The sequence below is a fragment of the Bradyrhizobium guangzhouense genome (assembly GCF_004114955.1).
Classification (GTDB): domain Bacteria; phylum Pseudomonadota; class Alphaproteobacteria; order Rhizobiales; family Xanthobacteraceae; genus Bradyrhizobium; species Bradyrhizobium guangzhouense.
This window is the reverse complement of record NZ_CP030054.1, coordinates 351,023-377,266: the sequence shown is the minus strand read 5'-3', so window position 1 is coordinate 377,266 and position 26,244 is coordinate 351,023. Positions and strand designations below refer to the sequence as shown.

16 protein-coding genes and 8 pseudogenes are annotated in these 26,244 nt (G+C 60.5%); 12 read left to right on the top strand and 12 right to left on the bottom strand.

Annotation, left to right across the window (positions count from 1 at the left end; all coding sequences use genetic code 11):
- The first annotated feature begins 175 nt into the window (after window positions 1-175).
- The 4 genes and pseudogenes from tnpA to XH91_RS35760 all read left to right on the top strand — a co-directional run bounded on the left by tnpA (window position 176) and on the right by XH91_RS35760 (window position 3,185).
- Window positions 176-607 carry an IS66-like element accessory protein TnpA gene (tnpA, locus tag XH91_RS40235; protein ID WP_128955120.1) on the top strand — a complete coding sequence of 144 codons (432 nt, stop codon included), beginning with the start codon at window positions 176-178 and terminating at the stop codon, window positions 605-607.
- Window positions 604-957 carry an IS66 family insertion sequence element accessory protein TnpB gene (tnpB, locus tag XH91_RS35770; RefSeq protein ID WP_128955119.1) on the top strand — a complete coding sequence of 118 codons (354 nt, stop codon included), beginning with the start codon at window positions 604-606 and terminating at the stop codon, window positions 955-957. The genes tnpA and tnpB overlap by 4 nt, the downstream gene beginning before the upstream one ends.
- 50 nt (window positions 958-1,007) lie before the next feature.
- Window positions 1,008-2,565 (top strand): annotated as a pseudogene (gene tnpC, locus XH91_RS35765) (IS66 family transposase).
- A 29-nt stretch (window positions 2,566-2,594) separates the two neighbouring features.
- Complete coding sequence (locus tag XH91_RS35760; protein ID WP_128955118.1) at window positions 2,595-3,185, top strand: UPF0149 family protein; 591 nt, start codon at window positions 2,595-2,597, stop codon at window positions 3,183-3,185.
- 34 nt (window positions 3,186-3,219) lie between these two features.
- Here XH91_RS35760 and XH91_RS35755 read toward each other — a convergent pair.
- Window positions 3,220-4,085: pseudogene (locus tag XH91_RS35755) on the bottom strand (IS66 family transposase); the annotation flags it as partial.
- Between the two features lie 883 nt (window positions 4,086-4,968).
- Window positions 4,969-6,483, bottom strand: a complete 1,515-nt coding sequence (locus tag XH91_RS35745; protein ID WP_128955117.1) for an ISNCY family transposase — start codon at window positions 6,481-6,483, stop codon at window positions 4,969-4,971.
- Window positions 6,484-7,106: 623 nt separating this feature from the next.
- Between XH91_RS35745 and XH91_RS39700 the strand changes: the two genes are divergently transcribed.
- The gene (locus XH91_RS39700; protein WP_232995625.1) at window positions 7,107-7,571 is read left to right on the top strand and encodes a group II intron maturase-specific domain-containing protein; all 465 of its coding nucleotides are present in this window, start codon (window positions 7,107-7,109) and stop codon (window positions 7,569-7,571) included.
- Window positions 7,572-7,859: 288 nt separating this feature from the next.
- On the opposite strand, the pseudogene XH91_RS39170 reads toward XH91_RS39700, so the two are convergent.
- The 3 genes and pseudogenes from XH91_RS39170 to XH91_RS35730 form a co-directional block, all read right to left on the bottom strand.
- Window positions 7,860-8,046 (bottom strand): annotated as a pseudogene (locus XH91_RS39170) (IS66 family transposase zinc-finger binding domain-containing protein); the annotation flags it as partial.
- 495 nt (window positions 8,047-8,541) lie between these two features.
- Window positions 8,542-9,942 (bottom strand): aminotransferase, encoded by a 1,401-nt coding sequence (locus XH91_RS35735; protein ID WP_128929856.1) that lies wholly within the window; start codon window positions 9,940-9,942, stop codon window positions 8,542-8,544.
- 9 nt (window positions 9,943-9,951) lie between these two features.
- Window positions 9,952-11,466 carry an NAD-dependent succinate-semialdehyde dehydrogenase gene (locus tag XH91_RS35730; protein WP_128929855.1) on the bottom strand — a complete coding sequence of 505 codons (1,515 nt, stop codon included), beginning with the start codon at window positions 11,464-11,466 and terminating at the stop codon, window positions 9,952-9,954.
- A gap of 158 nt (window positions 11,467-11,624) precedes the next feature.
- Here XH91_RS35730 and XH91_RS35725 point away from each other — a divergent pair, with 158 nt between their 5' ends.
- A complete protein-coding gene (locus tag XH91_RS35725) occupies window positions 11,625-12,101 on the top strand; it encodes an Lrp/AsnC family transcriptional regulator (RefSeq protein ID WP_128929854.1) in 477 nt (158 codons plus the stop codon).
- Between the two features lie 254 nt (window positions 12,102-12,355).
- Here XH91_RS35725 and ald read toward each other — a convergent pair whose 3' ends face one another.
- The 7 genes and pseudogenes from ald to XH91_RS35695 form a co-directional block, all read right to left on the bottom strand.
- The gene (ald, locus tag XH91_RS35720) at window positions 12,356-13,468 is read right to left on the bottom strand and encodes an alanine dehydrogenase (protein ID WP_128929853.1); all 1,113 of its coding nucleotides are present in this window, start codon (window positions 13,466-13,468) and stop codon (window positions 12,356-12,358) included.
- A gap of 869 nt (window positions 13,469-14,337) precedes the next feature.
- Window positions 14,338-15,105, bottom strand: coding sequence for a M24 family metallopeptidase (locus XH91_RS35715; RefSeq protein WP_232995624.1), 768 nt, complete (start codon window positions 15,103-15,105; stop codon window positions 14,338-14,340).
- Window positions 15,106-15,427: 322 nt separating this feature from the next.
- Window positions 15,428-16,630, bottom strand: coding sequence for a M20 family metallopeptidase (locus XH91_RS35710; RefSeq protein ID WP_128929852.1), 1,203 nt, complete (start codon window positions 16,628-16,630; stop codon window positions 15,428-15,430).
- Window positions 16,631-17,461: 831 nt separating this feature from the next.
- Window positions 17,462-18,190, bottom strand: a pseudogene (locus tag XH91_RS39695) (Mu transposase domain-containing protein); the annotation flags it as partial.
- A 71-nt stretch (window positions 18,191-18,261) separates the two neighbouring features.
- A pseudogene (locus tag XH91_RS35705) lies at window positions 18,262-18,563 on the bottom strand (transposase); the annotation flags it as partial.
- Between the two features lie 254 nt (window positions 18,564-18,817).
- A complete protein-coding gene (locus XH91_RS40230; protein WP_206733559.1) occupies window positions 18,818-19,312 on the bottom strand; it encodes a transposase in 495 nt (164 codons plus the stop codon).
- Window positions 19,242-19,418 (bottom strand): annotated as a pseudogene (locus XH91_RS35695) (ISNCY family transposase); the annotation flags it as partial. The pseudogene XH91_RS35695 and the gene XH91_RS40230, both read right to left, overlap by 71 nt.
- On the opposite strand from XH91_RS35695, the gene XH91_RS35690 reads away from it, so the two are divergent.
- From XH91_RS35690 to XH91_RS35665, 6 genes and pseudogenes are all read left to right on the top strand, one after another.
- The gene (locus XH91_RS35690) at window positions 19,379-20,836 is read left to right on the top strand and encodes an ISNCY family transposase (protein WP_371746383.1); all 1,458 of its coding nucleotides are present in this window, start codon (window positions 19,379-19,381) and stop codon (window positions 20,834-20,836) included. The pseudogene XH91_RS35695 and the gene XH91_RS35690 sit on opposite strands and share 40 nt — an antisense overlap.
- Before the next feature lie 481 nt (window positions 20,837-21,317).
- Entirely contained in the window at window positions 21,318-22,343 is a 1,026-nt protein-coding gene (locus tag XH91_RS35685) for an IS110 family RNA-guided transposase (protein ID WP_164934317.1), read from the top strand.
- Window positions 22,344-22,624: 281 nt separating this feature from the next.
- Window positions 22,625-24,094 carry an IS21 family transposase gene (gene istA / locus XH91_RS35680; protein WP_128929850.1) on the top strand — a complete coding sequence of 490 codons (1,470 nt, stop codon included), beginning with the start codon at window positions 22,625-22,627 and terminating at the stop codon, window positions 24,092-24,094.
- The gene (gene istB / locus XH91_RS35675) at window positions 24,091-24,903 is read left to right on the top strand and encodes an IS21-like element helper ATPase IstB (protein WP_128929849.1); all 813 of its coding nucleotides are present in this window, start codon (window positions 24,091-24,093) and stop codon (window positions 24,901-24,903) included. Before istA ends, istB begins: the two co-directional genes overlap by 4 nt.
- Before the next feature lie 222 nt (window positions 24,904-25,125).
- Window positions 25,126-25,809, top strand: a pseudogene (locus XH91_RS35670) (IS66 family transposase); the annotation flags it as partial.
- Window positions 25,810-25,921: 112 nt separating this feature from the next.
- Window positions 25,922-26,173, top strand: a pseudogene (locus tag XH91_RS35665) (transposase); the annotation flags it as partial.
- Between the last annotated feature and the right edge of the window lie 71 nt (window positions 26,174-26,244).

Here is a 26,244-nt window from a genome sequence, read left to right as displayed (position 1 = left end):
CTCCATGAACGCAAACTCGGCGCCCAAACCATGGATGATGCCGATAAAGAACCTCGCGAAGAACGGTCCTGTGGCCGTTCTCAAACGTTGTTGTACAACGAACACCGCGGACACTCGGCCATCGGCTATATCAGCTCGGTCGAGATGGAGCGCAAGGTGGGATTAGCTTAACGGGGTGTCCATCAAACCGGCAGCACGCTCAGTGATCACCGGGGAGCGCCGACGGCGTCGGTGGACGAGCGAGGAGAAGGCCCGGATCGTGGCGGAGAGCTTTGAGGAGGGTGCGAACATCTCCGAGGTTGCGCGGCGCAATGGCGTTTCGCGCGGGCTGCTTACGGTGTGGCGCCGCCAAGTTGCGGCGGCGGTGGGGGGCAAGGCACCGAACTTCGTGCCAATCCAAATTGGTCCGGGGATCGATCGCGGGACAGCGGGCGAGCATGAACGTATTTCCGGGCTACAGACGAGGCCTTTGGAGATCGCCGCGCCGCCGGCCAAGGTTTGCGGAGTTGTCGAGATCGAGGTGAACGGGGCGCGCATCCGGGTCGAGCCGGACGTTGAGCTGGCGACGCTGTCGACCGTGCTGGCGGCGCTTCGGGGTATCCGGTGATTGCGCTACGCTCTGACCTCAAGGTGGTGCTGGCGACACAGCCGGTCGATTTCCGCAAGTCGGTGCATACGCTGTCGGCACTGGTGAGCGAAGCGCTGCGTGCGAATCCGTGTTGTGGGGACGTCTTCGTGTTCCGCAGCAAACGCACGGACAGAGTGAAGCTTCTGGCGTGGGACGGCAGCGGCATGGTGCTGATGACGAAGTGGTTGCACCAGGGGCACTTCACCTGGCCGCCGATCCGCGAAGGCGTGGTGCATCTGACTGCGACACAGCTCGCGATGCTGCTCGACGGACTCGAGTGGACGCGCGTCTCGCCCAAGCCGGTGAAGCAGCCGGCCGTTGTCGGCTGAGAGGAGAGGATTTCGCTGGAGCCTGCGCCGCGCGGATGTATGGTCCATTTATGGCGATTCGCCCGGACGTCCTCTCGACTGATCCCGCCGCTCTAACAGAGATGGTGCTCGCGCTCGACGCCGAGAACGAGAAGCTGCGTGTTGCGATGCAGACGCTCAAGGAGATGATCTTCGGGAAGCGCTCGGAACGGCTTGCCACGCTCGTGGCCGAGCAGCTTGAGCTTGAGCTTGACGATCTTGAGACCAGTGTCACGCCGCCGGCAGCTGCCAACGACGATGCACCTGCGGTGAAGCCGTCCGATAAGCTACGTAAGAAGGCGCGCCGCAACATCGGCGCGTTGCCCAAGCATCTGCCGCGCTGTGAGCAGGTCCTGGAGCCGGAGGTGACGGCCTGCCCGTGCTGCCAGGGCCAGCTTCACAAGATCGGCGAGGACGTCAGCGAGGTGTTGGAGTGATCCCGGCGCTCCTGCGCGTGCTGCGCACGATCCGTCCCAAATACGGCTGCCGCGGCTGCACCGATGGCGTGGTCCAAGCCAAAGTGCTGCCGCGCCTGATTGAGGGCGGCATGGCGTCGACGGCCCTCGTGAGCCATGTGGTGGTCTCGAAGTTCGCCCGGTATTTGCCGCTGTACCGGCAAGTTCAGATCCTGGCCGGCCACGGCATCCATCTTGACCGCGCGACACTCGCGGTTGGGTCAAACGTACCGCCTTGTGGCTCAGGAGCCTTTATGAGCTGCAGCTGCGGATCATTCAGGCTGCGCCGCGCGTGTTCTGCGACGAGACGCCGATGCCGGTGCTTGATCCAGGACGACATCGTCCCCGCATCTGCCAGTTCTGGGCGCATGCTATGGATGACCGGCCATGGGGTGGCCCCTCGCCGCCGGCGGTTACCTACGTATTCGCCGACGGCCGCGGCACCGAGGAGATCGCCGGACAGTTGATGGGCTTTTGCGGCGTTCTGCAGGTGGACGGTTATGCCGCCTACAAGGCGCTGGCCCGCCGTCATGGCGGCGCGATCCAGCTCGCCTTTTGTCTCGCCCATGCTCGACGCAAATTCGTCGAGGTGTACAAGTCCACGCAGTCGCCATTCGCGCGCGACGTGATTGAACGGCTGCAGGCGGTCTATGCGATCGAGGCAGAGATCCGCGGCAGCAGTGCGGAGCAGCGGCTGGCCGCCCGCCGCACCAGGAGCGCCCCGTTGATGGTGGCGCTCAATGCGCGACTGATTGAGATGGTAGGTCAGCTGTTTTCCCAATCGAAGCTGACAGAGGCGATCAACTATGCGCTCAATCACTGGGACGGACTGACGCTGTTTCTCAGCGACGGCCGCGTCGAGGTCGATTCCAACACGGTCGAGCGTTCCATGCGCCCGATTGCCATGGGAAGACGCAACGCCTTGTTCAGCGGTAGCGAAGGTGGTGCCGAGAGCTGGGCCATCCTCGCGTCGCTCGTGAACACCGCAAAGCTCCATGAGCTCGATCCGCAAGCCTATCTGACCGACGTGCTGGAGCGCATCGTCTCCGGTGGAACCAAGAGCCATCAACTGCACGAACTGCTCGCCTGGCACTGGAAGGCGGCGCGCCAGCGCACCGCACAGGCCGCGGCATGAGCCCGCGTCGTCATAAAGCAGCGTCGTCAATGGCCGCAGCCGAGATGCCACTTGAGGAGCTCGAGCGATGGCTGCAGGCTCGGGTCGATCAGCAACCTGCCGCCACCAATCTCCCCATGCTCGACGGCTACGTCGCCGCAATCGTGGCCGGACCGGTGTCGATGAGCCCACTCGACTGGATCTGCCCGCTGCTCGCCATCGATGCCGATGCCTTCAACCACAGCGGCACCCCGGAGTTTGCAGCCATATCGGCTGTCGCCCTGCGTCACAACGACATCAGCAACACCCTCTCGACCGCACCCGACAGGTTCGCGCCGATGCACCGGCGTAAACCCAGTGGAGACGTGGATCCGCGACCATGGTGCCAAGGCTTCTACGCCGCGATGCGGCTCAAGCTATTGGCGTGGGCACCGTTGCTGGACACCGGCAACGTCAATCACGGCCTACTTCTACCTATCCTGCTGCACTGTCGCGACGATCAGGGCCGACCGCTGCTTGGACCACCACGAAGCGGCCGCGAGACCAAGAAATTTCTGCGTAACGCCCACGCCGATATTCCCGCGGCGGTCGAAGCCTTGCGGCAATACTGGATGCCGATCCGCTACGCCCGCGCTCACTGATCACTGCGGTCGTGGGAGCTCATGCCGGTTACAGTTAGTCGGCTTGGCGCGGGAGCTTCCATTCCCAGGCAGCAGTTCGCGCAGACGCGAAGCGGGAAGATCGGCGATCCGGGCGAGGACGTCGGAGAGCCGGGCTTTGGGATCGACATCGTTAAGACGACAGGTGGTGATCATCGTCAGCATGATGGCGGCGCGTTCGGCGCCGCGCAGGCTGCCGGCGAAGGTCCAATTGCGCCTTCCCAAGGCGATGCCGCGCAACGCTCTTTTGGCGGCGTTGTTGCTGAGGCAGATCCTGCCATCGTCGAGGAAGCGGGCAAAGTCGGCTCAGCGCCTGGCATGTAATTCGTGGGCTTCAGGACCTCGGAGGAGCGCGAGAGGGTTTCTCGCTCGCGCAGCAGCCAGGCGTGCATGTCGTCGAGCAGCGGCTTAGCGCGATCGGGGAGCTGGTTTACCCTTGCTGCCTACCCTGGCGTTCTTCTCGATATCGGCCAACTCGAAGAAGCCCCGCCGCGCATGCGCGAAGCAGAATGCCGGCGTGATCGGCATCGCTTTCCTTTGCGGGTCGAACAACGGCTCGAAGCCGCTATAGCAATCGGCTTGCAGGATGCCGGCGAAGGCGGCCAGATGCCTCTGGGGATGCTGGCCTCGCCGGTCGGGTGAGGCGTAATAGACCGCAGCCGGCGGCGCCGGCCCACCGAAGGGCCGGTCATCCCGCCCATAACTCCAGCTCCGGCGGGTCGTGCACTTGCCCTTCGCCAGGACGCGGATGGTGGTGTCGTCGCCATGAAGGCGCTCGACTGCGAGTACATGACGCTCGATCAGCTGGAAGAGCGGCATGATGGCGAAGGTTCCGTGGCCGACCTGGTCAGCGAGCGTCGACAATGGCAGGTCGATCCTCTCGCACTTGGTTGAGCGGGATATGCATGCCGAACTGTGCGTCCAGCGAAGGCTGGCATGTTCAGCAGGAGTAAGTCCTGCCGGGGAAAAAGTTAGCTCCCCGTAGTGTGGGTAGCAGAGGAGATAGAAATAGAACCTTTGAAGCCTATCGACAAAACTCCCTTGGGGAGACCACGAGTCATCGGGCCGTATCAAAAGAGAACGCGTTGTGGCCTCGAAAATGCTGAAAACCGAAAGTCGAGCCTGCAGTTTAGGGGCGAAGGCAGCATGATCCATCGAATGCTAACTGACACGACGGGTCATTTCGGCGGGGTGAAAGCGACAGCACGGTGACAAGGACATGCCGAGCAACTGGAGAAGCCTTCATCCCGGAGAGAAATCGCCGGAAGAAGGTAGGTCGTATAACCGGAGATCCCGGGAAATCGACCGAAGATGAGAAGGTGGCGGCCGGGACTGGAGTAGCGATGAAGCGGAGTAACTCCCGTGGAGCAAAGGGTCCCTGCCATTTGTGATGTCTCTAACGTAAGGAAGGCAAGGACGAGATGATAAAGGCGTCCATCGATTTGCAAGACCTGAGGCGGAGACTATACGTCAAGGCGAAGGCTGAACCGTCCTGGCGTTTCTGGGGTCTATACGTCCACGTGTGCAAGATGGAGACCCTGCGCGCAGCGTATGAGATGGCGAAAGAAAACGACGGCGCACCGGGAATAGACGGGGTGCGCGGCGGCGATCAGGGTGAGACTCCGTATTGCCTCACCTATCGATGCTCCCGAGTGCGATCGGTTGCCTCATTTATTTTGCTCCCGGCTTGGGTTGAGGAGGAGGCCGGGTGCGGAGATGGCCGGGGTTTCGGAGCGCCCGGCCTCCTCCGCTGGCGTCTGCCACATCATTGGGTTGTTGTGACCTCATGCCCCAGCAGCGTTTCCTCCGTAGGAACGAACAACAACGCGTTCGCTTGCTCGCTGCGCCAGGATTTAAGCCTACGCTGAAGCGTTCGAAGAAGCTTGTTCGGATAGGCTCCAGGATATTCCGCCTGCAACCGGGAGAGCAGTTCGCTACCAGTCCGCCAAGGCTCGGCTTCAAACCATTTTCGCAAATCTAGCGTTGCCCGGATGAGCGGGTCGGGACGCCGCCGGCCTCTTTTCGCTTTCACGATTGGCCGATCCGTCGGTCGCATAGCTCCGTCTTTCCAGGCGGTTCGTAGGCTTGCCAGGAAGAGATCGATCGGTTGCGATGCCGCAGCAGGATGGGCGATTGGCTGCGTATCAGCGAGCGCCGCGAGGCGTTCCTGCGCGCCGCGGATGTCGCGCAACAACGCGACCGGGTCGAGAGCGGCATAGATTTCTTGGAGATGGTGACGAATCGCATCGGGCGTGCGGGCGTCGGCGGCCAAGCGCTGGTGTGGCGTTGCCGGTGCGCTGTATGTCTTACGCACACGAGCACCGTCGCGCTGCTTGGCCATCAGTTTGAATGAGGGTTGGAAGAAGTTCACGAACAGCCGCGCCGATCGATAGAGTTCAGCCAGCAGCTTGGCCGCTTCCAGGCCCTCGAGCCGACGATAGCCGACCATCCTGCGCACGACGGCACCGTTCTTCTGCTCGACGAACGCCTGGTCGTTCTTCCGGTAGGGCCGGCAACGCGTGAAGACGATGTTGGCCGCATCGCAGTAGGCTTTCAGCGTCTCATTCATGAACACCGTATCATTGTCCGTATCGAGGCCGATCAGCGCAAAAGGCAATTGTTTGCGCAATTCCGTCAACACCGTGCTCAACAGTGTTTGTTCGCGCACGATCAGAGGAGCGCACTCCGTCCAGCCGGTAGCAATGTCGGTGAGCACGAGGGTCTGGATGAAGCTGCCGCGCGCCGATAGACCGCTATGCGCTACAAGGTCAGCCTCGACGAACCCCGGCGCCGGATCGTTCCAATCTGCCGACGTCCGTATTGGAATACTGCGACGCAACGAGTGCGTCGCGTGCCGTCGGCGCTTGCGACCTAATCCTTCTCGGACCCGTGCCAACGCGCGGTCGATCGTCGCAGCACTCATTGCCAAAAGTTTGTCGCGGATCTCGGGAGCAAGGTCGAGGTGGCCGTGCCGTTCCATCGCTTCAATCAGCGCAGGCATTAACGCCTTCAGCCGCTTCCCGCAGATCCGGTCTGACGCCTCCCAAAGCAGCAAGAGCGCGTTGTGTTCCGCCTCATTATAGATCCGACGTCGCGCCCGTCGGCCTGCGCTTACGTCTTCCTGGCCTCGAAGTAGACGCATCGCATGTTTGCGATGGAATCCGGTGATGTCGACGAACTCGTCTAATATCCGCGCCTTCTTCGCACGATCCGAACGCCGATAGCGCGCGCCCGCCGCCGCCGTCAGTTCCTTCCGCGTTGCCATGCTCAGCCACCCCATCTGCGCCCCCGCTTGTTCCCGATCCAGGGGAGCAATTTACGTGAGGCAACGGCTCAGCATCCGGTAACAATTAAGGCGAGGCAATGCGCGCTCTCATCCTGATTGTCGCGCTATAACGGGGTGACGTTCGAAGCCATCGAAGCGCGAGGCGTGGAGTCTCTGCTCGAGCAATTACGAGACGAACTGATCGAGCGCACTTATAAGCCACTTCCATCAAGGAAGCGGGAAATACCGAAGGACGGGGGCTCCAAGGTCCGCGTTCTGTCGATTCCGGCTATCCGCGACAGAGAGGTACAGGGGCGCTCAAGCTCATACTCGAACCTGTATTCGAGGCGGATTTCCAACCGGGATCGTTCCCAAGCGGACAACACATGAAGCGATCAAGCGAGTTGCTAAAGCAATAGCTGAGCGGAAGACGCGGGTTCTCGATCTTGATTTGCGGGCCTACTTCGACAACGTCCGGCATGATCGGATTCTGGAGAAGGTAGCCCTGCGGGTTGATGATGGGGACGTCATGCATCTTCTGCGGCTTGTGCTGAAAGCTTCTGGCAAGAAAGGCGTTCCGCAAGGCGGCGTAATTTTCACCCTTGCTCAGTAACCTCTACCTCAATGAGGTGGACAAGATGCTGGAGCGAGCACGTGAAGTTACACGTCGCGGCAAGTACACCAATATCGAATATGCACGTTTTGCTGACGATATGGTTGTCTTGATCTATGCCCACCAGCGACATGACTGGCTGCTCGGCGCTATAAACAAGCGCTTGCGGGAGGAGTTCGCCAAGTTACAGGTTGAGGTGAATGATGAGAAGAGTCGCATAGTTGACCTGGCCCGAGGCGAGAGCTTCGGCTTCCTGGGAATCGACTTCCGCTATCTCCGCAGTCTGCGCGGAGTGATGCGGCCGTATTACACGCCCAAGCTCAAAAAGCGGACGGCGCTTCTGCGGGGGCTCAAGGAAGTGTTTGGCAGCTATCGGTCGCAACCGATTAGTCGGGTGATAAGCCTGATCAATCCAAAGCTCCGAGGATGGGTAAACTACTTCCGGATAGGCGATTCCAGTAAATGCTTCCCTACATCAGAGACTGGGTAGAGAGGAAGGTCAGACGCCATCTGGCGAAGGCACGGAAACAAAAGGGCTTCGGCTGGAAGCAGTGGAGTAACTCGTGGCTGTACGACACCTTGAAGCTGTTCAACGGCTACCGGGCGAGTGCCGCCGAAGTAAAAGCTGCTCCAACATGATAGGTCCATAAGCCTTGTCATGAAGCAAATGGGAGCGCGTAGTGCGGGAAATCTGCATGCTGCGTGCGATGTGGCGGGGGCTGGAAACGTGCATGACCGGGAAAACTGGTTAAGCGGCGCGCCAGTCCTCGACCCCACTGTCGAACAGGATCGTCGCCAGCAATTGCGGACCGATGAAGCCGCGCGGCGTGGCATGGAACGGTGCCGGCGGCTGGCTGATCTTCTCGCAATCGCGGCAAGTGAACTTCTCTCGCACGGTCTCGATGACCTTGAACCGGCGCGGGATCTCCCAACGTCTCGGTCACATCCTCGCCCAGTGCTGCAACAAGCCGTTCCTTCTCATCCTGCGACCACCGGCGCCGCCGCTCGGCCGATGTGATCACCTCCGCCCCTCGAAATCGGCATAGTGCTTCTCCCAGGATTACCCGTAGGACCTGCAGCGTTCGCGTCCGTCAAACAAGACGGCCCGCAACGGAGGAATACCACAGAGTCACCTGCTCTCCTTCTTCAGATGAACTGAAGGGCCACCGCCGCCAGAGGTGCGATAAATGGCTTGCGCCCAGTCGAAGGGCGAGAAGATCTCTCCGCTCGCGTTTGCCAGCACCTTCCGCACCACCATTGGGTCGTTAGGGCGCGCGACCTGCCCCATTCGGACGTAGTTCCTAGGATTGACAAAGTCCGTGTAACTGGGCATTTGCCGCGGCGGCCCGGTGCTACTTGAGTTAGCTCAGAACGGATCGGGTCGCCTCACGGTGAGGATGACCTTCACTCATGAAGCGCGCCCGATGTGCGACACGTGCCGGGCGTGGAATGCGGAGTTTCTAAACGCTTGCGGGCTCCCTGGCGAGTTCGTCAATGACTTGCCTGGTTGCCTGATAGGCAAGCTCGACAATCTCATCAATCTCGCCTTCCGAGACGACAAGAGGCGGAGCAAAACCCAGAATATCGCCATGCGGCATTGCCCGAGCAATAAGTCCCCGCTCGCGAGCAGCCTTCGAGATGCGGGCGCCGACTTTGAGCTGGGCGTCGAACCGTCGCTTCGTGTGACGGTCCGCGACAAACTCGATAGCGCCGAGCAAGCCGACGCCGCGAACTTCGCCAGCGATCTCCAATTGAGCGAACCTTTCCTTAAGCCGCTTTTGAAAGTGCGCGCCGACCACCCTGGCGCGATTGCTGAGCTGCTCCTTTTCAACGATATCGAGCACTGCGTTGGCGGCGGCGGCAGCGATCGGATGACCCGAGTAGGTGTAACCGTGTGAGAATGCGCCAACGCGATCGGCGGCCCCCTCCATAACAGAGTAAACCTTCTCCCCCACGATGGCTGCCGAGAGCGGCATGTAGCCCGAGGTGAGCCCCTTGGCGACCGTTACGAGATCCGGCTCCATCCCGTATAGAGTACTGCCAAAGTCGGCCCCGGTTCGCCCGAATCCACAGATCACCTCATCGGCGATGAGAAGAACGTCATACCGCCTGAGTACGGCCTGAATCTCCCGCCAATACCCGCTGGGCGGCGGTGTGATGCCTCCGGTACCAAGGACAGGCTCGGCAATAAACGCGCCGACCGTTTCCGCGCCCTCCCGCACAATTAGCTCTTCGAGTTCGGCCGCACGCCGACGAGAAAAGGCCTCCTCCGATTCCCCGTGCTCAGCGCCCCAATAATGGTGGGGAGTGCCTGTGTGCAGAATACCCGGAAACGGAAGGTCCATTTGATCGTGATAGAACGACATTCCCGTCATTGATCCAGAAATGACCGAGCACCCGTGATAACCGCGCTCGCGAGAGATGATCTTCTTCTTCTTCGGCTGACCACGCAGATTGTTGTAATACCAGACGAGCTTGGCCTGAGTTTCGTTGGCATCCGATCCGGAAAGTCCGTAGAAGACTTTGCTGGCGTTTCCCGGTGCCATTTGCACGAGGCGATGCGAAAGCTTTGCGAGCTCTTCGGTCGTGTGAGCAGCGTACGTGTGGTAATATGCGAGCTGATAGGCCTGCCTTGCGATGGCCTCGGCAACTTCGGTACGCCCATAGCCGATATTGACACAGTAGAGACCGGCAAAGCCATCGATGTATGTTCGGCCCTCCGCATCCCGAATGGATATCCCTTTACCACCTGTGACGATTGTGGGATCGCCAAGCTTGCCGCTCGCGAAATCCTTCAGCTGCGTGAAGGGATGCAGAACACTGGAACGATCTCGCTCAGCGATGGTCTTGATATCAATCATATAGTTCTCCTATGCCGCCAAATCGCCGAAACAGACGTATTTGTGTTCCATGTACTCTGCTAAACCGTGCTTCGACCCTTCTCGTCCGAGTCCGGACTGCTTCCAGCCTCCGAACGGAATGGGCGGTCCAGTAAAGGAAGCTGTATTGATTCCGAGCATGCCGCACTCGATCTGCTCAGAAAGGCGGAGCGCCCGGCGAAGGTTGTTTGTGTAGATGTATCCAGCCAGCCCCATTTCGCTGGCGTTCGCCCTGGATACAACCTCCGCCTCAGAATCGAACGGGAGCACGGCAGCAACCGGCCCGAAGGTTTCTTCATGCGTGATCAGCATGTGGTCGGTGACATCGCTGAGCAACGTCGGAGGAACGAAGTTTGCACCCAAACTTGCGCCCTTGTCGGCGCAAAACACCCGCGCCCCCTTTTTTGCGGCGTCGTCGATGTGGGCCCTGCATTTGTTGGCAACCGACAGCTTTGTCATCGGCCCTATATCAGTTGTCGTTTCCAGGCCGTGCCCGACTCTGAGCTGAGAAATAGGGGTGGCAAACGCCTCGACGAAGGCGCGGTAGATCTTTCTATGCACGTAGATGCGATTGGCGGCGAGACAGTCCTGGCCCGAAGTGGTGAACTTTGCGTCCATCGCTCCCTTAACCGCCTTGTCGACATCGACGTCGTCAAAGATGATGCACGGAGCGTGGCCCCCCAGCTCAAGCGACACTTTCTTCACGGTTTGTGCCGCCTCTGCCAGAAGCAGGCGCCCAACTTCGGTAGAACCAGTAAACGAAAGAGCTCGCACCCTCGTATCGCGCAACAGTGGTTTCGAAAGCTCGATTGAATCACCGACAAGCACCTGAAATACGCCACGCGGAATACCAGCTTCTTCGGCCAACCTAGCCAGGGCAAGGGCCGACAATGGCGTCTCGGGAGCCGGCTTCACGACGATCGGGCAGCCCGCGGCAAGAGCAGCTCCCGCCTTTCTCGTGATCATCGCGATTGGAAAATTCCATGGCGTGATCGCCGCCGCAACACCGATTGGCTGCATTCGCACATGAAGCAGGCTTCCCGCTTTGTGACTCGGAATGGTCTCGCCATAGGTGCGCTCGCCTTCAGCGGCAAACCATTCCAGAAAGCCCGCGCCATATGTGATCTCGTAGCGTGCCTCCGCCAGAGGCTTTCCTTGCTCGCTGGTCATAAGAACGGCGAGATCCTCTGAATGGCCGCGGATCAGGGACGCCCAAGATTTGAGGATCACTCCTCGCTCGGTGGGCAGCAGACGCCTCCATGCAACAAACGACTTCTCTGCTGCTCCGATTGCCAGCTCCATGTCGGCCGCCGAGCAACGGGCAGCTTCCGCGATTTCCTCCCCCGTCGCGGGGTCGACAACCGCGTCCTTCTGCCCGCCGTCCGTCCACTTGCCGTCGATGAACGCTGCCCCCGCTAAAAAGTCTCGTCGTCTGAGAGTTCGAAGGTGCCGCATAGCGAGGCCACCCCACTCCGGGCGTCTGTGCCGAAAGCCTTGAACACCCATTTTGAAACTCCCGCGCCGTCACTTATTGAAATTGCTGGAGTAATCAGGATACTAGTGACGCAAACAGATTTGCGTCGCATTTTCGGTGCGCGGGATGAATTCCTGCAAAGCATTGATGCCTTGCGACGAAACGCAGCTTAGGGCTGGAGACAACCGCTATGCGTTACGATCGGATAGATGCACGCATCCTGGAGATCGTGCAAAAAAACAATCGCCTCACGTCCGAGGTCATTGGCGAAATGGCGGGGCTTTCCCCCACGGCGTGTCAGAGAAGGTTGAAGAGGCTCCGTTCGGAAGGAATCATTGAGTCGGATGTGTCCATCGTCTCGGCAAGAGCAGTGGGAAGGCCGATTCAGATGCTTGTCCTCGTGAATCTCGAGCGGGAGCGCTCCGATATCATCGACAAATTCAAGAAGGCCATCAAAACGTCGAGTGAAGTCGTAAATGGCTTCTATGTCACGGGCGATGCAGACTTCGTTCTGTACATAACGGCTCGCACGATGGAGGACTACGAGCTTTTCACCAGACGCTTCTTTTACGAGAACCCCGATATTAAGGGGTTCAAAACCATGGTCATCATGGACCGCGTAAAATCGGGGTTTGCAGTTCCAATCGAAATGCCACCGGACAGATAAGCGATCTTTGATCGCGACGTCCCGACGGTCCAGCTGTTTTGAGCACTCGTGAAAGAATGAGAACCATACCGAAAGCTCTGACAATTCTGACTTCTCACAATCCTCTTCAACCCAAAACAGGCCTAACGAACTCGCCCCAGTGGGCTTGGTCGAATTACGTGCCAGAATGGTGCTTGAAAGCAAAAAAAGGAGGGGCCACTCCAAGGGTGGCCCCTTCAAGTTAGGGAGGAAACGCCCCTAGGGGGCCTGGGAGATCAGGCCGCAGCCTGTTCGATCGGTGAAAATGGTAGGCCGAGACTCTCTGCCACTGCCTTGTAGGTCAACCGGCCCCGATAGACGTTCAGGCCAGCGCGCAAGTGCGGATTTTCAAGCACGGCCGCAAAGCCCTTGTTTGCCAAAGCCAAGCCAAAAGGCAAAGTTGCGTTGTTGAGGGCCTGACTTGAGGTAAGCGGGACTGCACCGGGCATGTTGGCAACGCAATAGTGGATCACGCCGTCGACTTCGTAGGTTGGATCAGCATGGGTGGTGGCACGCGACGTCTCAAAGCAACCGCCTTGATCGATCGCGACGTCAACGACCACAGAGCCTTGCTTCATCGAGCTCAGCATCTTGCGCGACACCAGCTTCGGTGCACTGGCTCCTGGGACGAGCACGGCGCCAATAACGACGTCTGCGGCAGAGACTTCCTCTTCAACGCTGTCGATGGTCGAGTACCTGGTGCGGACGCGGCCCTCGAATAGCTCGTCCAGTTCGCGAAGGCGGTTGATCGAACGGTCGATGACGGTGACTTCCGCACCCAAACCGGCTGCCATTCGGGCGGCATGCGTACCGACGACACCGCCACCGATGACAACGATACGAGCGGGCTGAACGCCAGGCACGCCGCCGATCAATAACCCCCGCCCGCCGCTGTACCGTTTTAGGGCCGCGCCGGCAGCCTCGATCGTGAGCCGGCCCGCGACTTCGCTCATTGGCGCAAGCAACGGCAAGCCCCCGTTCGAGTCGGTGACGGTTTCATAGGCGATCGCTGTGCAACCCGATTTCAGCAGTCCTTTTGCCTGCTCCGGATCGGGCGCCAGATGCAGATAGGTGAAGAGGATCTGATTCTCTCGGAGCTGGACCCATTCGGACGGCTGCGGCTCCTTGACCTTGACTACCATCTCGCTCGATGCAAACACCTCCCGAGCAGCCGCGGCGATTGTTGCACCGGCCTTCCGGTATTCCTCGTCGCTTGCCCCGATGCCAGCGCCGGCATTGGCCTCCACCAATACTTGGTGGCCGGCAGCCACATATTCCCGGACAGCTCCAGGGGTCAGGCCCACGCGATATTCGTGTGTTTTGATTTCCTTGGGAACACCGACTTGCATCTTGCAATCTCCGCTTTTGCTGAACCACTTCTAATCGGAACCACGCGGTGAAATTGAGAAGGGACCGGCGAACGACGCAGAAATTCAGCAACCTCGGCGTTCTTGCGCACAATTCCAGCAGAGTGCGCGAGATGGTGATGGTTTGCTATTCCTGGCGCCGCAATCGGCACAGTGGCAGCCGACACATCGATCCAAAGGAAGTTTCGCACAGCGATTTTCACGTATTTAACGGCCTTCGGTTCCTCCACGGGGCTCTGGGCGAAACATCCCCTCTGTCCCGCTCCACGCAAAAGCTGCATGAATCCCGGCGGATATTTATGGCGGAACAGTTGCCCAGCAACGCGCGCATGCCGCCAGGGCTCGCCGATCGAATGGCAACGATACGCTCAGAGATTGTGAGCATCATGGAGCGGCTGTCAATGATCGCTCGAAAGCGGCCTTTCCGATTGTGACGATCGCGTCCACCTTCGGTCTTGGTGATGACGAGCGCAGGCGCGAGCCCGGGATATTGCGATGGACTACGGCTCGGCGCAATCAGCACCGCGACCGGGCCACCTATCTGCGGACGCCTAGTGTTGAAAACCGGTGTCCTCGTGCAAGAAGGCGAGTGCTGCGAGCGAGAGTGGCCCATTGTTCTCCTTTGAGAGACCTTAACGCACTAGCGGCAGGCCTGGAATCGCTGAGGCCGCAGCGGATTGCGCGTCAGAGTTCGAATAGCTCGCGCGGCAACTTCGTGAATGGTTCACCTGCAACGTCGGTATGCGGAAGGTTTCGCTGATCACATAACCACGTCTTCATCGATCCAGTTTTCAAGCATGAGGTGAAATGTCGTATTCGGCTTGAGGACCGTGTTATCGCCGTCCTTCAAGCTAGCTGTAGGTTCCGTCCAATCTATCGCGACGGCGTAGCCGCACCGAGACTCCTTCACCAAGCCATCGCGTTTTCAAGTTGGAGTTGAAAGCTATGGCGACGTCGCTGCAGGTCCTGCCGGGTTTGGCGGCGGCAAGTGCAGCTTCCAACCTGGCAACGTTCCCTTCATGCAACCGGCGTATGTGATCCGACGGCTTACCGATCGCGACATCGTGCGCATCAGCGGAGAGGTCTAGCCATGACGCCCGCCGCTGAACTCGAAATTGCTCTGCGAGCCCGTCTGGAAGACGTCTTCGGTCCAGCGAATGTGACACGTGGAGATGCGTGCGCAGCGCAAAGAAGAGGCCCGCAAAATCCGTGCTGGGCTTGCCGTTAGCGCTGCGCACCAATGTTGCAATGACCTCGGCGGATTCATTGGCCTCGCGCGCGCCTGAGCGGATAACGTCTCTCGCTTTGAGCATGCCGGCGTCGGAAATAGCGGTAGCTTCCCGCATCATCGCGAATTCCGAGTCCGATTTCACGCCGCGGATCCGGGTCACGGCGTTAGTGCAGTAGACGATGTTCGCGCCTGTCGAGCGAGATTTGAACTTCTTAACTGTCAGCGGGCAAGAGCCGTTCTTCCAGACCGGTCCATTTGCGGCCGACGCCATCGTCCAAGATGAAGTCGATGGTCTCCTCCCGTTCGGGGTAGCGATGAGCGCCTCCGAATAACCAGTGACACGACTGCGATCGACAAACATCTGATGGATCGCCGCCGGCCAGACCATTCTGCGCGTCAGGAAGGTCGGCTACTCATCCGTTAAAGTCACGACCAGCCCCCGCGGAACATAGCCCGACCTCGAAGTGTATCCGGAGAGATATATGATGTTAGCCGGAGCCGTGACCACCGCTTCGACCTTCGCCGCTCTATCTCCGACTTGACGGCGGATAATCTCCGCAGATACCCGCCGCGGGCGAATGCTTGCGAAGCCTTAGGCATTGCCATGTGCAAACTCCTTCTGGAAAGAGTGGGTCGTTCTCTCGCGTGGATCGAGGGCGGGCCGGCGGATCTTTTCGTGTCATTTGTGGCGGGATCGTACATCGGCGCCGCTACGAATTCAGCATCTCCAAGCAGTACCTGATCGCGAGCTCAGCTGTCGGAACGAGCAGATCGTCCGAGGCTCCGAAAGTTGGCGTGTGCACGCCGGACTCGTTGCCTTGCTCCTTGCTGCCAAACCAGAAGTAGATCGAGGGCACGCACGCGGAGTAGAATCCGAAATCGTCGCTGCCGCCGCCTGCGCTCGACGACTTCAGGTCGGAAAACTTGTCTTTGCCCACGGTCTCGACCACCAGCCGCCGAAACCTGTCAACCATCACGTCGTTGTTAATGACCGGCGGTTCACCGAATTTGTGGGAGAACTCCGCTTTCCCGCGGTGCATCGTCGCGACCCCTTCAGCTATTTCTCGCACGCGCTGAACCAGGAGCTCTCTCCGCTCACAACGGCTTGTTCTGATAGTTCCGGTCATCGTAACTGACGGGCAAATGATATTTGTGGCTTCGCCACCTGCAATCGTCCCGATTGTGACGATCGCCCCGTCATCGAAGGGCATTTCCCGCGACACGACCTTTTGGACCTCATTGATGAATGCCCCGGCCATCGCAATTGCATCCACGCCCGCATGCGGCCTCGCGCCGTGGGCCATGGTCCCGATAAGTGTGATCGCGAACTGATCGGCGGATTGTGTCACAGCGCCTGGGCGTGCGCCGAACATCCCCGCGGGCAAATCAGTTTTGACGTGGAACCCAACAGCAGCGTGGAAGCCGCTAAGCAGGCCCTGCTCAGCCACTGATCGTCCGCCGAGTGGCTCCGCCTCCTCGGCGGGCTGGAAAAACACGCGAAGCTTGCCAGAAAAGCTCTCTCGCATCCGATGAAACGCAAGTGCGGTACCCATAGCGATCGACGCATGCAGGTCATGACCGCACGCATGCATATGACCTGGGACCCGGGACTGATAGGACAAGTCGTCCCGGGTTTCCTGGATCGGCAAGGCATCGATGTCGCCCCGTATGGCGACGGAGCGCTGCGGCCCGGAGGCTAAACCGTGGATGTCGACGTAAAGGCCGGTTTTGTGAAAGGTCTTCGCATCGAACAGCCCAAACCGTTCAAGCGTTTCGCGGATCCGCTGTTGAGTTTTCCACTCGTTGTTGGAAAGCTCCGGCTCGCGATGCATAGCATGCCGCATTTCGATCACCACGTCCTTTTCGGAACTGGAAAGCAGATTGTTTGCGCTTGTGTTTGTAGTCCTCTTCATCTTCGCGGCCTTCCAGTTGACGCTTGAGTCAATGTAGCAGGTCGGGTAGGCGGGGAGCAGCGACTAGCGTGGCTATCGCGCAGCAATGCTGCAAGGTTGTCGTCCGATGCGCACAATCTGAGAGCATCTGATCCTGGCGGGCGCCGGATCGCAGGGCCTCGGAAGAGGCCCTGCACAACCAAAACAAGCTAACGGCGCGCCTGTCGATCGGGACTACCATCACGGCCCCGGAGCCGTCAGCTTCTCAGCTCTTTGGTCATCCTCTATCCGAGGCCTGCGCCCTGCTCCCTGAATGCTCTCCAGTCGATCGGCCGCTCCAGCGCTGCTCGTTCGCGCCTCTGCCGAAGGAAATGGTGGGTCTTTGGGCAAATATGGCGCCGGCCTTCAAAATAATTGCGGCTGCAAATGACAATATCATTGCGACACGTCGCAGCTCCGTACCCCAGCTCCAGGCTTTCACGCAAGGCGAGGCATCGGCCGGTATTGTGGACAGCCGAGCACATGAGGCGCGGAAATCCGGGACGCCATTGGAACGGTCGTCGCGTGCGAGGGCATCTACGCGGTGACCTCGTTTACCCTCATCGTGCGGGATGTCGCAATAGGAGGTGCGCTAGCCTACATCGATCCGCTGCTTTCCGCTCAGGGTATGCTGGCTGTACCAAAAGCGCTCCGCTACGGCCCACGACTGACGTGGCGCTCGGCGAGCTGGCTGCGGAGATTCTCATGAATTCGTAGCGAGCAGAACGAGTCAGCCAGTATAACTGTTGGCGGGCATGGTTAAGATCTTTCGCTTCAGGTCCTCGATGATCCGGTCGACTAGCGCAGTATCGGGCCGGACCGGCCTCCCTCCCTGCAGATCTTTGCCGGCGTCCACTCGCATAGCGCCGGTGGCTGGAGGGCATGTGGCGCTGATCGTCGTGTGCCGCCCGTTGCCACTGCCACGCATATGCACGCTCGCCTCCAAGGAGGGTTCAATCGTTCGTGCGCTGATCCGCGCTTCTAGTCTAACTCAGCGGCGGGCGAAGCGATAGGGCACCGAATATGGTGTTGTTCGATCTCGACGTGATAGTCGAGCCCGACCCGCCATTCGGCATGGACCCACGGCTGGCCCGGAAGCGGTTTGAGAATTGGCGCATCAATTTCCTCGAAAGCTGGCGCCGTATGCGGCCATACTGACGCAGTACCCGTTCGTCATTGAGCTTGGCCAGCCACTAGGCGATCGCGCGGTTGAGTTCGGCCAGGCTGTAAAAAGTTCGGTTGCGCAACCGCCGCAGCAGCCAACGCTCGATGATTCCCACCGCAGGCCTCGACCTTTGCCTTATCTCTCGGGCGAGGCGGCCGTGCCGGAATGCTGCGCCATATCGCTGTAGCTGCGGTCGACTATGGGGTCACAGAGGCAGGCCTCGATCACCGCGATCTTGGCGTTGTGGGCACCAGCAGTTGCGTCGCGTCACCAAAAAAGCTGTAGGCCGCGTCGTTTCCCGCGATCCAGTCGCCGAGCTGCTCGGTCCACGTCGCTAGCGGGAATGACAAGCTGGATGCGCCCATGACCGCAACGAAGCGCGCGATCATTTCGGAACTCCGCGCGCCATCAAATCGGTACGGTGCGCGCGATGACCTCGGAATCGACAGACCACGGCGGTGAGCGCCTTCTCGGCCATCCGGCGCGGCTCCAGGAAACCCGGGAAGTAGGAGCCCTTGCGCAGCTTGGGATGCGAAGCTCGACCGTGCCGGCCAGGTCTCCCAGGTCCGGTCGAAGCTCACCGTTGCGCTGGGCCAGACGCTCGGGGTTCTTCTCGCCGTAGGCTGCACCGACCTGGCCTTCGACTTCCAGCTCCATCAGCCGCTGGGCAGCAAAGCCGATCATCTCGCGCAAGAGATGGCCGGAGTTCGAGACCCTGACGGCTCGCTTCCGTCTTTCCGTTCCACGCATCACTCGAGGGCGCAGGCGCGCATATGACGCGGGTTACGCTCGGGAAGAGCCGGGTGCGGGAAGTCTGCCCGCCCGGATCTGTGAGGGCGAAGCCGAATGGCTGAGTTACTCGACCACGACCCCGGTACAGGACCACGATGTCAAAAACCGGAAGTTTGCTCATTCGGCGGATTGCGGGTGCGACAATGGAAATTTAGCCCACTCGAGTAGGATCACAGCGATTTCTCGCACGCCGAGCGCAGGCGCTCAAGCACTTAGCGACGTCTGCATCGATGCTCGCAACGGCTGCGCCAGCTCCCCCGTCTGCAAAGGTGGCGGTGCTGACTTATGAGTCGACGCATTGCAGTGAGGATTTGCTCGGCATCGACGACGTCGCGCAGCGCGCACGAATTGGGATTGGCGGCAAGGGTGCTCATAGTGGAGACCATTCGGACGACATAAGAGGACCATTGTCGCCGCGTATCGAAGTGTATGCTGGCGGAGGCTCCGCAGCCGCCGGTGGCGACGATTCCGACACCAAAGGCACGAACGATATTGCATCTGCCGAAGCCGGCAGCACCAGTTGTTGAACGCGCCCGGCGTCGCCAGTCATGTACCTGCTGTGTCCGGCAGCCATGGCGGCGGGCGATATCGATTGCAATCGCACCCGGCTCAAGGCTTTCCGCGGCGATCTGACCCTTCAGGCGTGCGGACGTCCGCTGCCAGGCGCTGGTGAGGCGTTGCCGGCGCGCTGTATGTCTTGCGTACACGAGCACTGTCGCGCTGCTTGGCTAACAGTTTGAACGAGGGTTGGAAGAAGTTTACGAACAGCCGCGCTGATCGACAGAGTGCGGCCAGCAGCTCGGCCGCTTCCAGGCGAGTTCGTCGACATCACCGGATTCCATCGCAAACATGCGATGCGTCTACTTCGAGGCCAGGAAGACGTAAGCGCAGGCCGACGGGCGCGACGTCGGATCTATAATGAGGCGGAACACAACGCGCTCGTGCTGCTTTGGGAGGCGTCAGACCGGATCTGCGGGAAGCGGCTGAAGGCGTTAATGCCTGCGCTGATTGAAGCGATGGAACGGCACGGCCACCTCGACCTTGCTCCCGAGATCCGCGACAAACTTTTGGCAATGAGTGCTGCGACGATCGACCGCGCGTTGGCACGGGTCCGAGAAGGATTAGGTCGCAAGCGCCGACGGCACGCGACGCACTCGTTGCGTCGCAGTATTCCAATACGGACGTCGGCAGATTGGAACGATCCGGCGCCGGGGTTCGTCGAGGCTGACCTTGTAGCGCATAGCGGTCTATCGGCGCGCGGCAGCTTCATCCAGACCCTCGTGCTCACCGACATTGCTACCGGCTGGACGGAGTGCGCTCCTCTGATCGTGCGCGAACAAACACTGTTGAGCACGGTGTTGACGGAATTGCGCAAACAATTGCCTTTTGCGCTGGTCGGCCTCGATACGGACAATGATACGGTGTTCATGAATGAGACGCTGAAAGCCTACTGCGATGCGGCCAACATCGTCTTCACGCGTTGCCGGCCCTACCGGAAGAACGACCAGGCGTTCGTCGAGCAGAAGAACGGTGCCGTCGTGCGCAGGATGGTCGGCTATCGTCGGCTCGAGGGCCTGGAAGCGGCCAAGCTGCTGGCTGAACTCTATCGATCGGCGCGGCTGTTCGTGAACTTCTTCCAACCCTCATTCAAACTGATGGCCAAGCAGCGCGACGGTGCTCGTGTGCGTAAGACATACAGCGCACCGGCAACGCCACACCAGCGCTTGGCCGCCGACGCCCGCACGCCCGATGCGATTCGTCACCATCTCCAAGAAATCTATGCCGCTCTCGACCCGGTCGCGTTGTTGCGCGACATCCGCGGCGCGCAGGAACGCCTCGCGGCGCTCGCTGATACGCAGCCAATCGCCCATCCTGCTGCGGCATCGCAACCGATCGATCTCTTCCTGGCAAGCCTACGAACCGCCTGGAAAGACGGAGCTATGCGACCGACGGATCGGCCAATCGTGAAAGCGAAAAGAGGCCGGCGGCGTCCCGACCCGCTCATCCGGGCAACGCTAGATTTGCGAAAATGGTTTGAAGCCGAGCCTTGGCGGACTGGTAGCGAACTGCTCTCCCGGTTGCAGGCGGAATATCCTGGAGCCTATCCGAACAAGCTTCTTCGAACGCTTCAGCGTAGGCTTAAATCCTGGCGCAGCGAGCAAGCGAACGCGTTGTTGTTCGTTCCTACGGAGGAAACGCTGCTGGGGCATGAGGTCACAACAACCCAATGATGTGGCAGACGCCAGCGGAGGAGGCCGGGCGCTCCGAAACCCCGGCCATCTCCGCACCCGGCCTCCTCCTCAACCCAAGCCGGGAGCAAAATAAATGAGGCAACCGATCGCACCCGGGAGCATCAATACATGAGGCAATACGCGCTCTCATCCTGATTGTCGCGCTATAAGTGCGGCGCGGCGATCAAAGTGAGAGTGCAGCGTCAATCCAGATGAGAATGCCGCCACTGGACGGGAACGTCGGGAGGGCGTAGCCCGACCGGAGTTTCCGTCCAGCGGCGGCGGCCTTTTCGAGGCCTCAGGTGGTCGCGGTCGGCCGGTATGCCGGTGGTTTTTCCGATTCGGAGGAATCACTTTTGTGCCCGGCCGCCACATAACCGTCCATCAATTGAGATGGGATGGTTGCCGCCCTCCCCAGACGGCATCGTAATGTGCCAAGAACGCAGTGTTTGAACCCCGAAGCGAAGAGGACGGCAAATTGATGGATACGGTGATCGGAGTGGATCTAGCCAAGAATGTGTTTCAGCTCCACGGGGCGTCAATGGCGGGACACTTGAAATTTCGAAAGAAACTGTCGCGGCTTCAGTTTCGGAAGTTCATGGCGGGCCACCCATCGGCAGTGGTGGTGATGGAAGCCTGTGGCAGCGCCCACTATTGGGCACGGGAGATGGTCAAGCTCGGCCATGAAGTGAAACTGATCGCTCCGCAATATGTGAAGCCTTTTGTGAAACGCCAAAAGAACGACGCGGCTGATGCCGAAGCAATCGTGATCGCGGCACAGCGCCCCGAGATGCGCTTCGTCGAGCCGAAATCGGAAGAACAGCAGGCCAGGGCAGTGCTCTTTCGGGCTCGGAAGCGCCTTGTTCATCAGCGCACCGATCTGGTGAATGCGCTGCGTTCTGTTCTCTACGAATTCGGCCATATCATCCCGCAAGGAATCGAACAACTTAAACGCATTGACGCAATCCTCGAAGATCCGAACAGCGATCTACCAGAACTGGTCCGCGAGGAATGTCGGAGTCTCATTGATCAGATCGCCTACAAGACGGAGCGGATCGATGCCAAGGCAGAGCAGCTCAAGAAGTTGGCGACGCGGACGGTCACGGCGCAGCGGCTGCAGACAATGCCGGGGGTCGGCCCGCTGACCGCACTCGCGATCGAGGCTTTCGCGCCCGACATGGCGGCCTTTCGACGTGGCCGAGACTTCGCGGCTTGGCTCGGCTTGGTCCCACGGCAACATTCCTCAGGGGGAAAGGAAAGGCTCGGACGCGTTTCGAAGGAAGGACAGGCGGACATTCGCCAGTTGCTCATCGTTGGGGCGATGTCGCGGCTGAACTGGCTCGGGCGCAAGTCGATCCCTAGCGGATCCTGGCTGGCGCAGATGCTGGCGAGGAAGCCGCGCATGCTTGTGGCGATCGCCTTGGCGAACAAGATGGCTCGGACGATTTGGGCCATGCTCACCCGGAAGGAGGATTATCGGAACCCAGCGCAGGCAGTGACGGCATGACTGCATGCAGCACGAAATAGCCTGACGTTGGCGAAGGGGGTGTGAGAAGGCGACGACCCGAATGGGCGCAACGATCGAACAGATCTGGATCAGGAAACCAGCTAGAGCCAAAGAGCCGACGTGCTCGGAGATGAGAATTGGACCTGGTCCGCGGATCACCATACCGGCCAGCGGCTTCTGAAAATGCCGTAAAGGAAGGCCTGACAGAAGACCGCACTCGATCACACGCCAAAGGGTCAGAAACTTCTTGCATTGCGGGCGGCAACCACAGAAGGCTCTACATGAAGCTCAGGAAGACCCATCCGACGCCTGTCGCCGCGGCGAAGGCGTCGATCAGCGTGGCAACGGCCTACCGCATCGAGAAGGATCCAGTACTACCTTCGCAGAAGAAGGAGCCGCGCGCACGACGGCGTCCCGATCCAATCGCCGACATTTTCGACTCTGAAGTCGTGCCGCTGCTGCGGGCAGCGCCCGGCATCCGGCCCGTGGCCATTTTCGAGGAGATGATGCTGCGCCATTCCGAGTTGGGCGAGGGCGTGCGCCGGACGCTGGAGCGGCGCATCCGAGGCTGGCGTGCCATCCACGGTGAGGAGCAGGAGGTCATCTTCCGCCAGGCGCACGAACCCGGCAGGCTCGGTCTGTCGGACTTCACCGAGGTGGCCTCGTTCGGCATCACCATCGCCGGTCAGCCGCTCGACCACCGACTCTATCATTTCCGGCTCGCCTATTCCGGCTTCGAGCACGCCCATGTCGTGCTCGGCGGCGAGAGCTTCGTGGCGCTGGCGGAAGGCCTACAGAACGCACTCTGGTCCCTCGGTGGGGTGCCGCGCGAGCACCGCTCGGACAGCCTGTCCGCCGCCTTCCGCAACCTGGACAAGGACGCGCGCGAGGACCTGACCCGCCGCTATAACGAGCTGTGCAGCCATTACGGCATGACACCGTCACGCAACAATGCCGGCATCGCCCACGAGAACGGCTCGATCGAGGGGCCGCACGGCCATCTCAAGCGGGCGATCGAGGATGCACTGTTGCTGCGTGGCACCGTCGACTTCGATGATCTCGCCTCCTATCGCCGCTTCGTCGACGAGATCGTCGGCCGCCGCAATGCCCGCAACGCCAAGCGCATCGATGCCGAGCGCGCCCAGCTTCGGGAGCTACCTGAGCGGCGCACCACCGACTATGAGGAACTCAGCGTGCGCGTCACTTCCTCAGGCGGCTTCACGCTGCGCAAGGTCTTCTATACGGTGCCCTCGCGCCTGATCGGCCATCGCTTGCGCGTGCGCCTCTACGACGATCGGCTCGATGTCTTCATCGGCGGCACGCATCTCATGACGCTGCCGCGCGGGCGTGCTTCCCCGTCCGGCAAGCATGACCAGGTCGTCAACTACCGGCACGTCATCCATTCGCTCAGAAGGAAGCCGATGGCATTGCTCAATCTGGTCTATCGCGATCGGCTCTTCCCGCGCGAGGCCTACCGGCGGACTTTCGATCTCCTCGTCGAGCGTCTGCCCGAGCGCCAGGCCTGCCGCATCATGGTCGAGCTTCTTGGCCTCGCCCACGAGCGCGGCTGCGAGAGCGAACTGGCCGAGGAGCTGTCCATCTGCCTCGACAATCACCGGCTCCCCGACATGGCCGCGCTGCGTGCCCGCTTCGCGCCCGATCCCGCGCGCCTACCCAACGTAGTCGTCCGCCTGGCGCCGCTTCAGGCCTACGAAGCGCTCATCGGCGCCAGCCTGGGAGACGCAGCATGAAGAGCGCCTCGATTGACCCCGCCAAGCTCAGCCTGCTCCTTAACGAGCTGCGACTGCCCGCCAGCAAGGTGATCTGGCCACAGTTCGCCGAGCAGGCCGACAAGGAGGGCTGGCCCGCCGCGCGCTTCCTCACTGTGCTCGCCGAGCACGAACTGGCCGAGCGCGATCGCCGCCGCATCGAGCGGCACCTCACAGAGGGCCGCCTTCTGCCCGGAAAGACCCTCGAGAGCTTCGAGTTCGACGCCGTGCCGATGGTCTCCAAAGCTCAGGTCATGGCCATCGTCGCCGGCGACACCTGGTTGGAGAAAGGCGCAAACCTGCTCCTGTTCGGCCCGCCCGGCACCGGCAAGAGCCATCTCGCCTCGGCGATCGGTCTCGCCCTCATCGAGAACGGCTACAGGGTGCTGTTCACCCGCACCACAGATCTCGTCCAGAAGCTGCAGCAGGCCCGCCGCGACCTCGTCCTCGAGAGCGTGCTGGCCAAGCTCGACAAGTTCGACCTGCTCATCCTCGATGATCTCGCATACGTCACCAAGGACCAGGCCGAGACCAGTGTGCTCTTCGAGCTGATCAGCGCCCGTTACGAACGGCGCTCCATGCTGATCACAGCCAACCAACCCTTTGGCGAGTGGGGGAAGATCTTCCCGGACCCCGCTATGACGCTCGCCGCGGTCGACCGGCTCGTTCATCACGCCACCATCTTCGAGATGAATGTCGAAAGCTACCGACGCCGCGAGGCCGCTGAGCGCAAAAAGGGACCTGGACGCCCAGCGTCATACGCCACACCCGCCAATATCGCCCCTGATTGACGCGCCGCGACAATCAACCTGACAAAGCACTTGCGCGCGTCAATCAAACCCGCGGATCATCACATCCGCCGCGACACCAGATTCTCATCCAGATTGTCGCGCACCTCTCTCCCAGATCGCCGCGCTACAGTCGAGAGCTATCGCAGGCGCACCGCGCTCGACGGAAAACGCGGTCCGGGACGGCCGACCTCGCACGCGACACCCAAAGCCATCGCTGATTGGGGCTATCGCGGTATCATCTATTGCGAAGGCTATCAGGCCTACAAGACCATGACCCGGGAGACGCGTGCGGGCGCCCTGTCTGGGCCGCTCGCCTTCTGCTGATCGCATCTACGGCGCTAGTTTGTGAAGATCGCGCGTGAGGCTGCTCCGGCGCCAGCTCCAGTTTGCCGCGAGGCCCTTAAGCGCATCGCCCAGCTCAACGCGGTCGAGAAGGCACTTCGGGGCCACTCTGCTGCCGAGCGCTGCGCGGGTCGACAAGCTCATGCCAGACCTCTGGCAGCAGCCTTGAAGCAGTGGTTTGAGGCAACTCTTGATCATCTTGCGGGGAAGAGCGACACGGCGAAGGCTCTGCGCTATTCGCTGCGCCATTGGGACGGCCTGACGCTCTACCTTGATGACGGGCGCATCGAGATGGACACGAATGCGGTCGAGCGTGCGATGCGGCCAATCAAACTCGATGCCAAGAATGCCCTGTTCGCTGGGTGCGACGAGGGTGCCGATAATTGGGCATTGCTGGCCTCGCTCATTGAAACGTGTAGGCTCAATGTCGTCAGCGCCTAGCCCTGGCTCTCCGGCGTGCTCGCAAAACTCATCAATGGCTGGCCTGCGGCGCGACTGGACAAACTGCCTCCCTGGGCATCGACCTACAGGATGCATGCGCACGATCCGAGGCTGGCAGCATGAGCCTGAACACGACCGCCGTCCGGATCAGGATAACCCTCAAGGACGTGAATGACCTTGCCCCACAGGCTTAATCCAGATTGAAGTTCGCGCTGGCCCAAACAAGGACCAGAGCATGAAGCGTAGCCGCTTTTCGGCAGAGCAGATCATCGGGATTTTGAAGGAGCATGAGGCCGGGGTTTCGGTTGCCGATCTGTGCCGCAAGCGCGGCGTCAGCGACCCCAGCATCTACAAATGGAAGGCCACTGGAGTGTCGGAGGCCAAGCGGCTGAAGACGCTGGAGGACGAGAACACACGGCTGAAGCGGTTGGTGGCTGATGCCGTGCTGGACAATGCGGCGCCCAAGGATCTCGTGGGAAAGAATGTATGGTCCGCCCCGGTCCGTGCAAGGGTTCGTAACAGCAAAAATGACGCTTCCAATTGCATAAATGTATCCGG

What these genes read in the sequence shown, in the direction of transcription:
- XH91_RS35760 (WP_128955118.1), top strand. Translation starts at nt 2,595, where the DNA reads ATGGCCGCAGCCGAGATGCCACTTGAGGAGCTCGAGCGATGGCTGCAG.
- XH91_RS35745 (WP_128955117.1), bottom strand. Translation starts at nt 6,483, where the DNA reads ATGGGGTGGCTGAGCATGGCAACGCGGAAGGAACTGACGGCGGCGGCG.
- XH91_RS39700 (WP_232995625.1), top strand. Translation starts at nt 7,107, where the DNA reads ATGCTGGAGCGAGCACGTGAAGTTACACGTCGCGGCAAGTACACCAAT.
- XH91_RS35735 (WP_128929856.1), bottom strand. Translation starts at nt 9,942, where the DNA reads ATGATTGATATCAAGACCATCGCTGAGCGAGATCGTTCCAGTGTTCTG.
- XH91_RS35730 (WP_128929855.1), bottom strand. Translation starts at nt 11,466, where the DNA reads ATGGGTGTTCAAGGCTTTCGGCACAGACGCCCGGAGTGGGGTGGCCTC.
- XH91_RS35725 (WP_128929854.1), top strand. Translation starts at nt 11,625, where the DNA reads ATGCGTTACGATCGGATAGATGCACGCATCCTGGAGATCGTGCAAAAA.
- ald (WP_128929853.1), bottom strand. Translation starts at nt 13,468, where the DNA reads ATGCAAGTCGGTGTTCCCAAGGAAATCAAAACACACGAATATCGCGTG.
- XH91_RS35715 (WP_232995624.1), bottom strand. Translation starts at nt 15,105, where the DNA reads ATGGTCTGGCCGGCGGCGATCCATCAGATGTTTGTCGATCGCAGTCGT.
- XH91_RS35710 (WP_128929852.1), bottom strand. Translation starts at nt 16,630, where the DNA reads ATGAAGAGGACTACAAACACAAGCGCAAACAATCTGCTTTCCAGTTCC.
- XH91_RS35685 (WP_164934317.1), top strand. Translation starts at nt 21,318, where the DNA reads ATGGATACGGTGATCGGAGTGGATCTAGCCAAGAATGTGTTTCAGCTC.
- istA (WP_128929850.1), top strand. Translation starts at nt 22,625, where the DNA reads ATGAAGCTCAGGAAGACCCATCCGACGCCTGTCGCCGCGGCGAAGGCG.
- istB (WP_128929849.1), top strand. Translation starts at nt 24,091, where the DNA reads ATGAAGAGCGCCTCGATTGACCCCGCCAAGCTCAGCCTGCTCCTTAAC.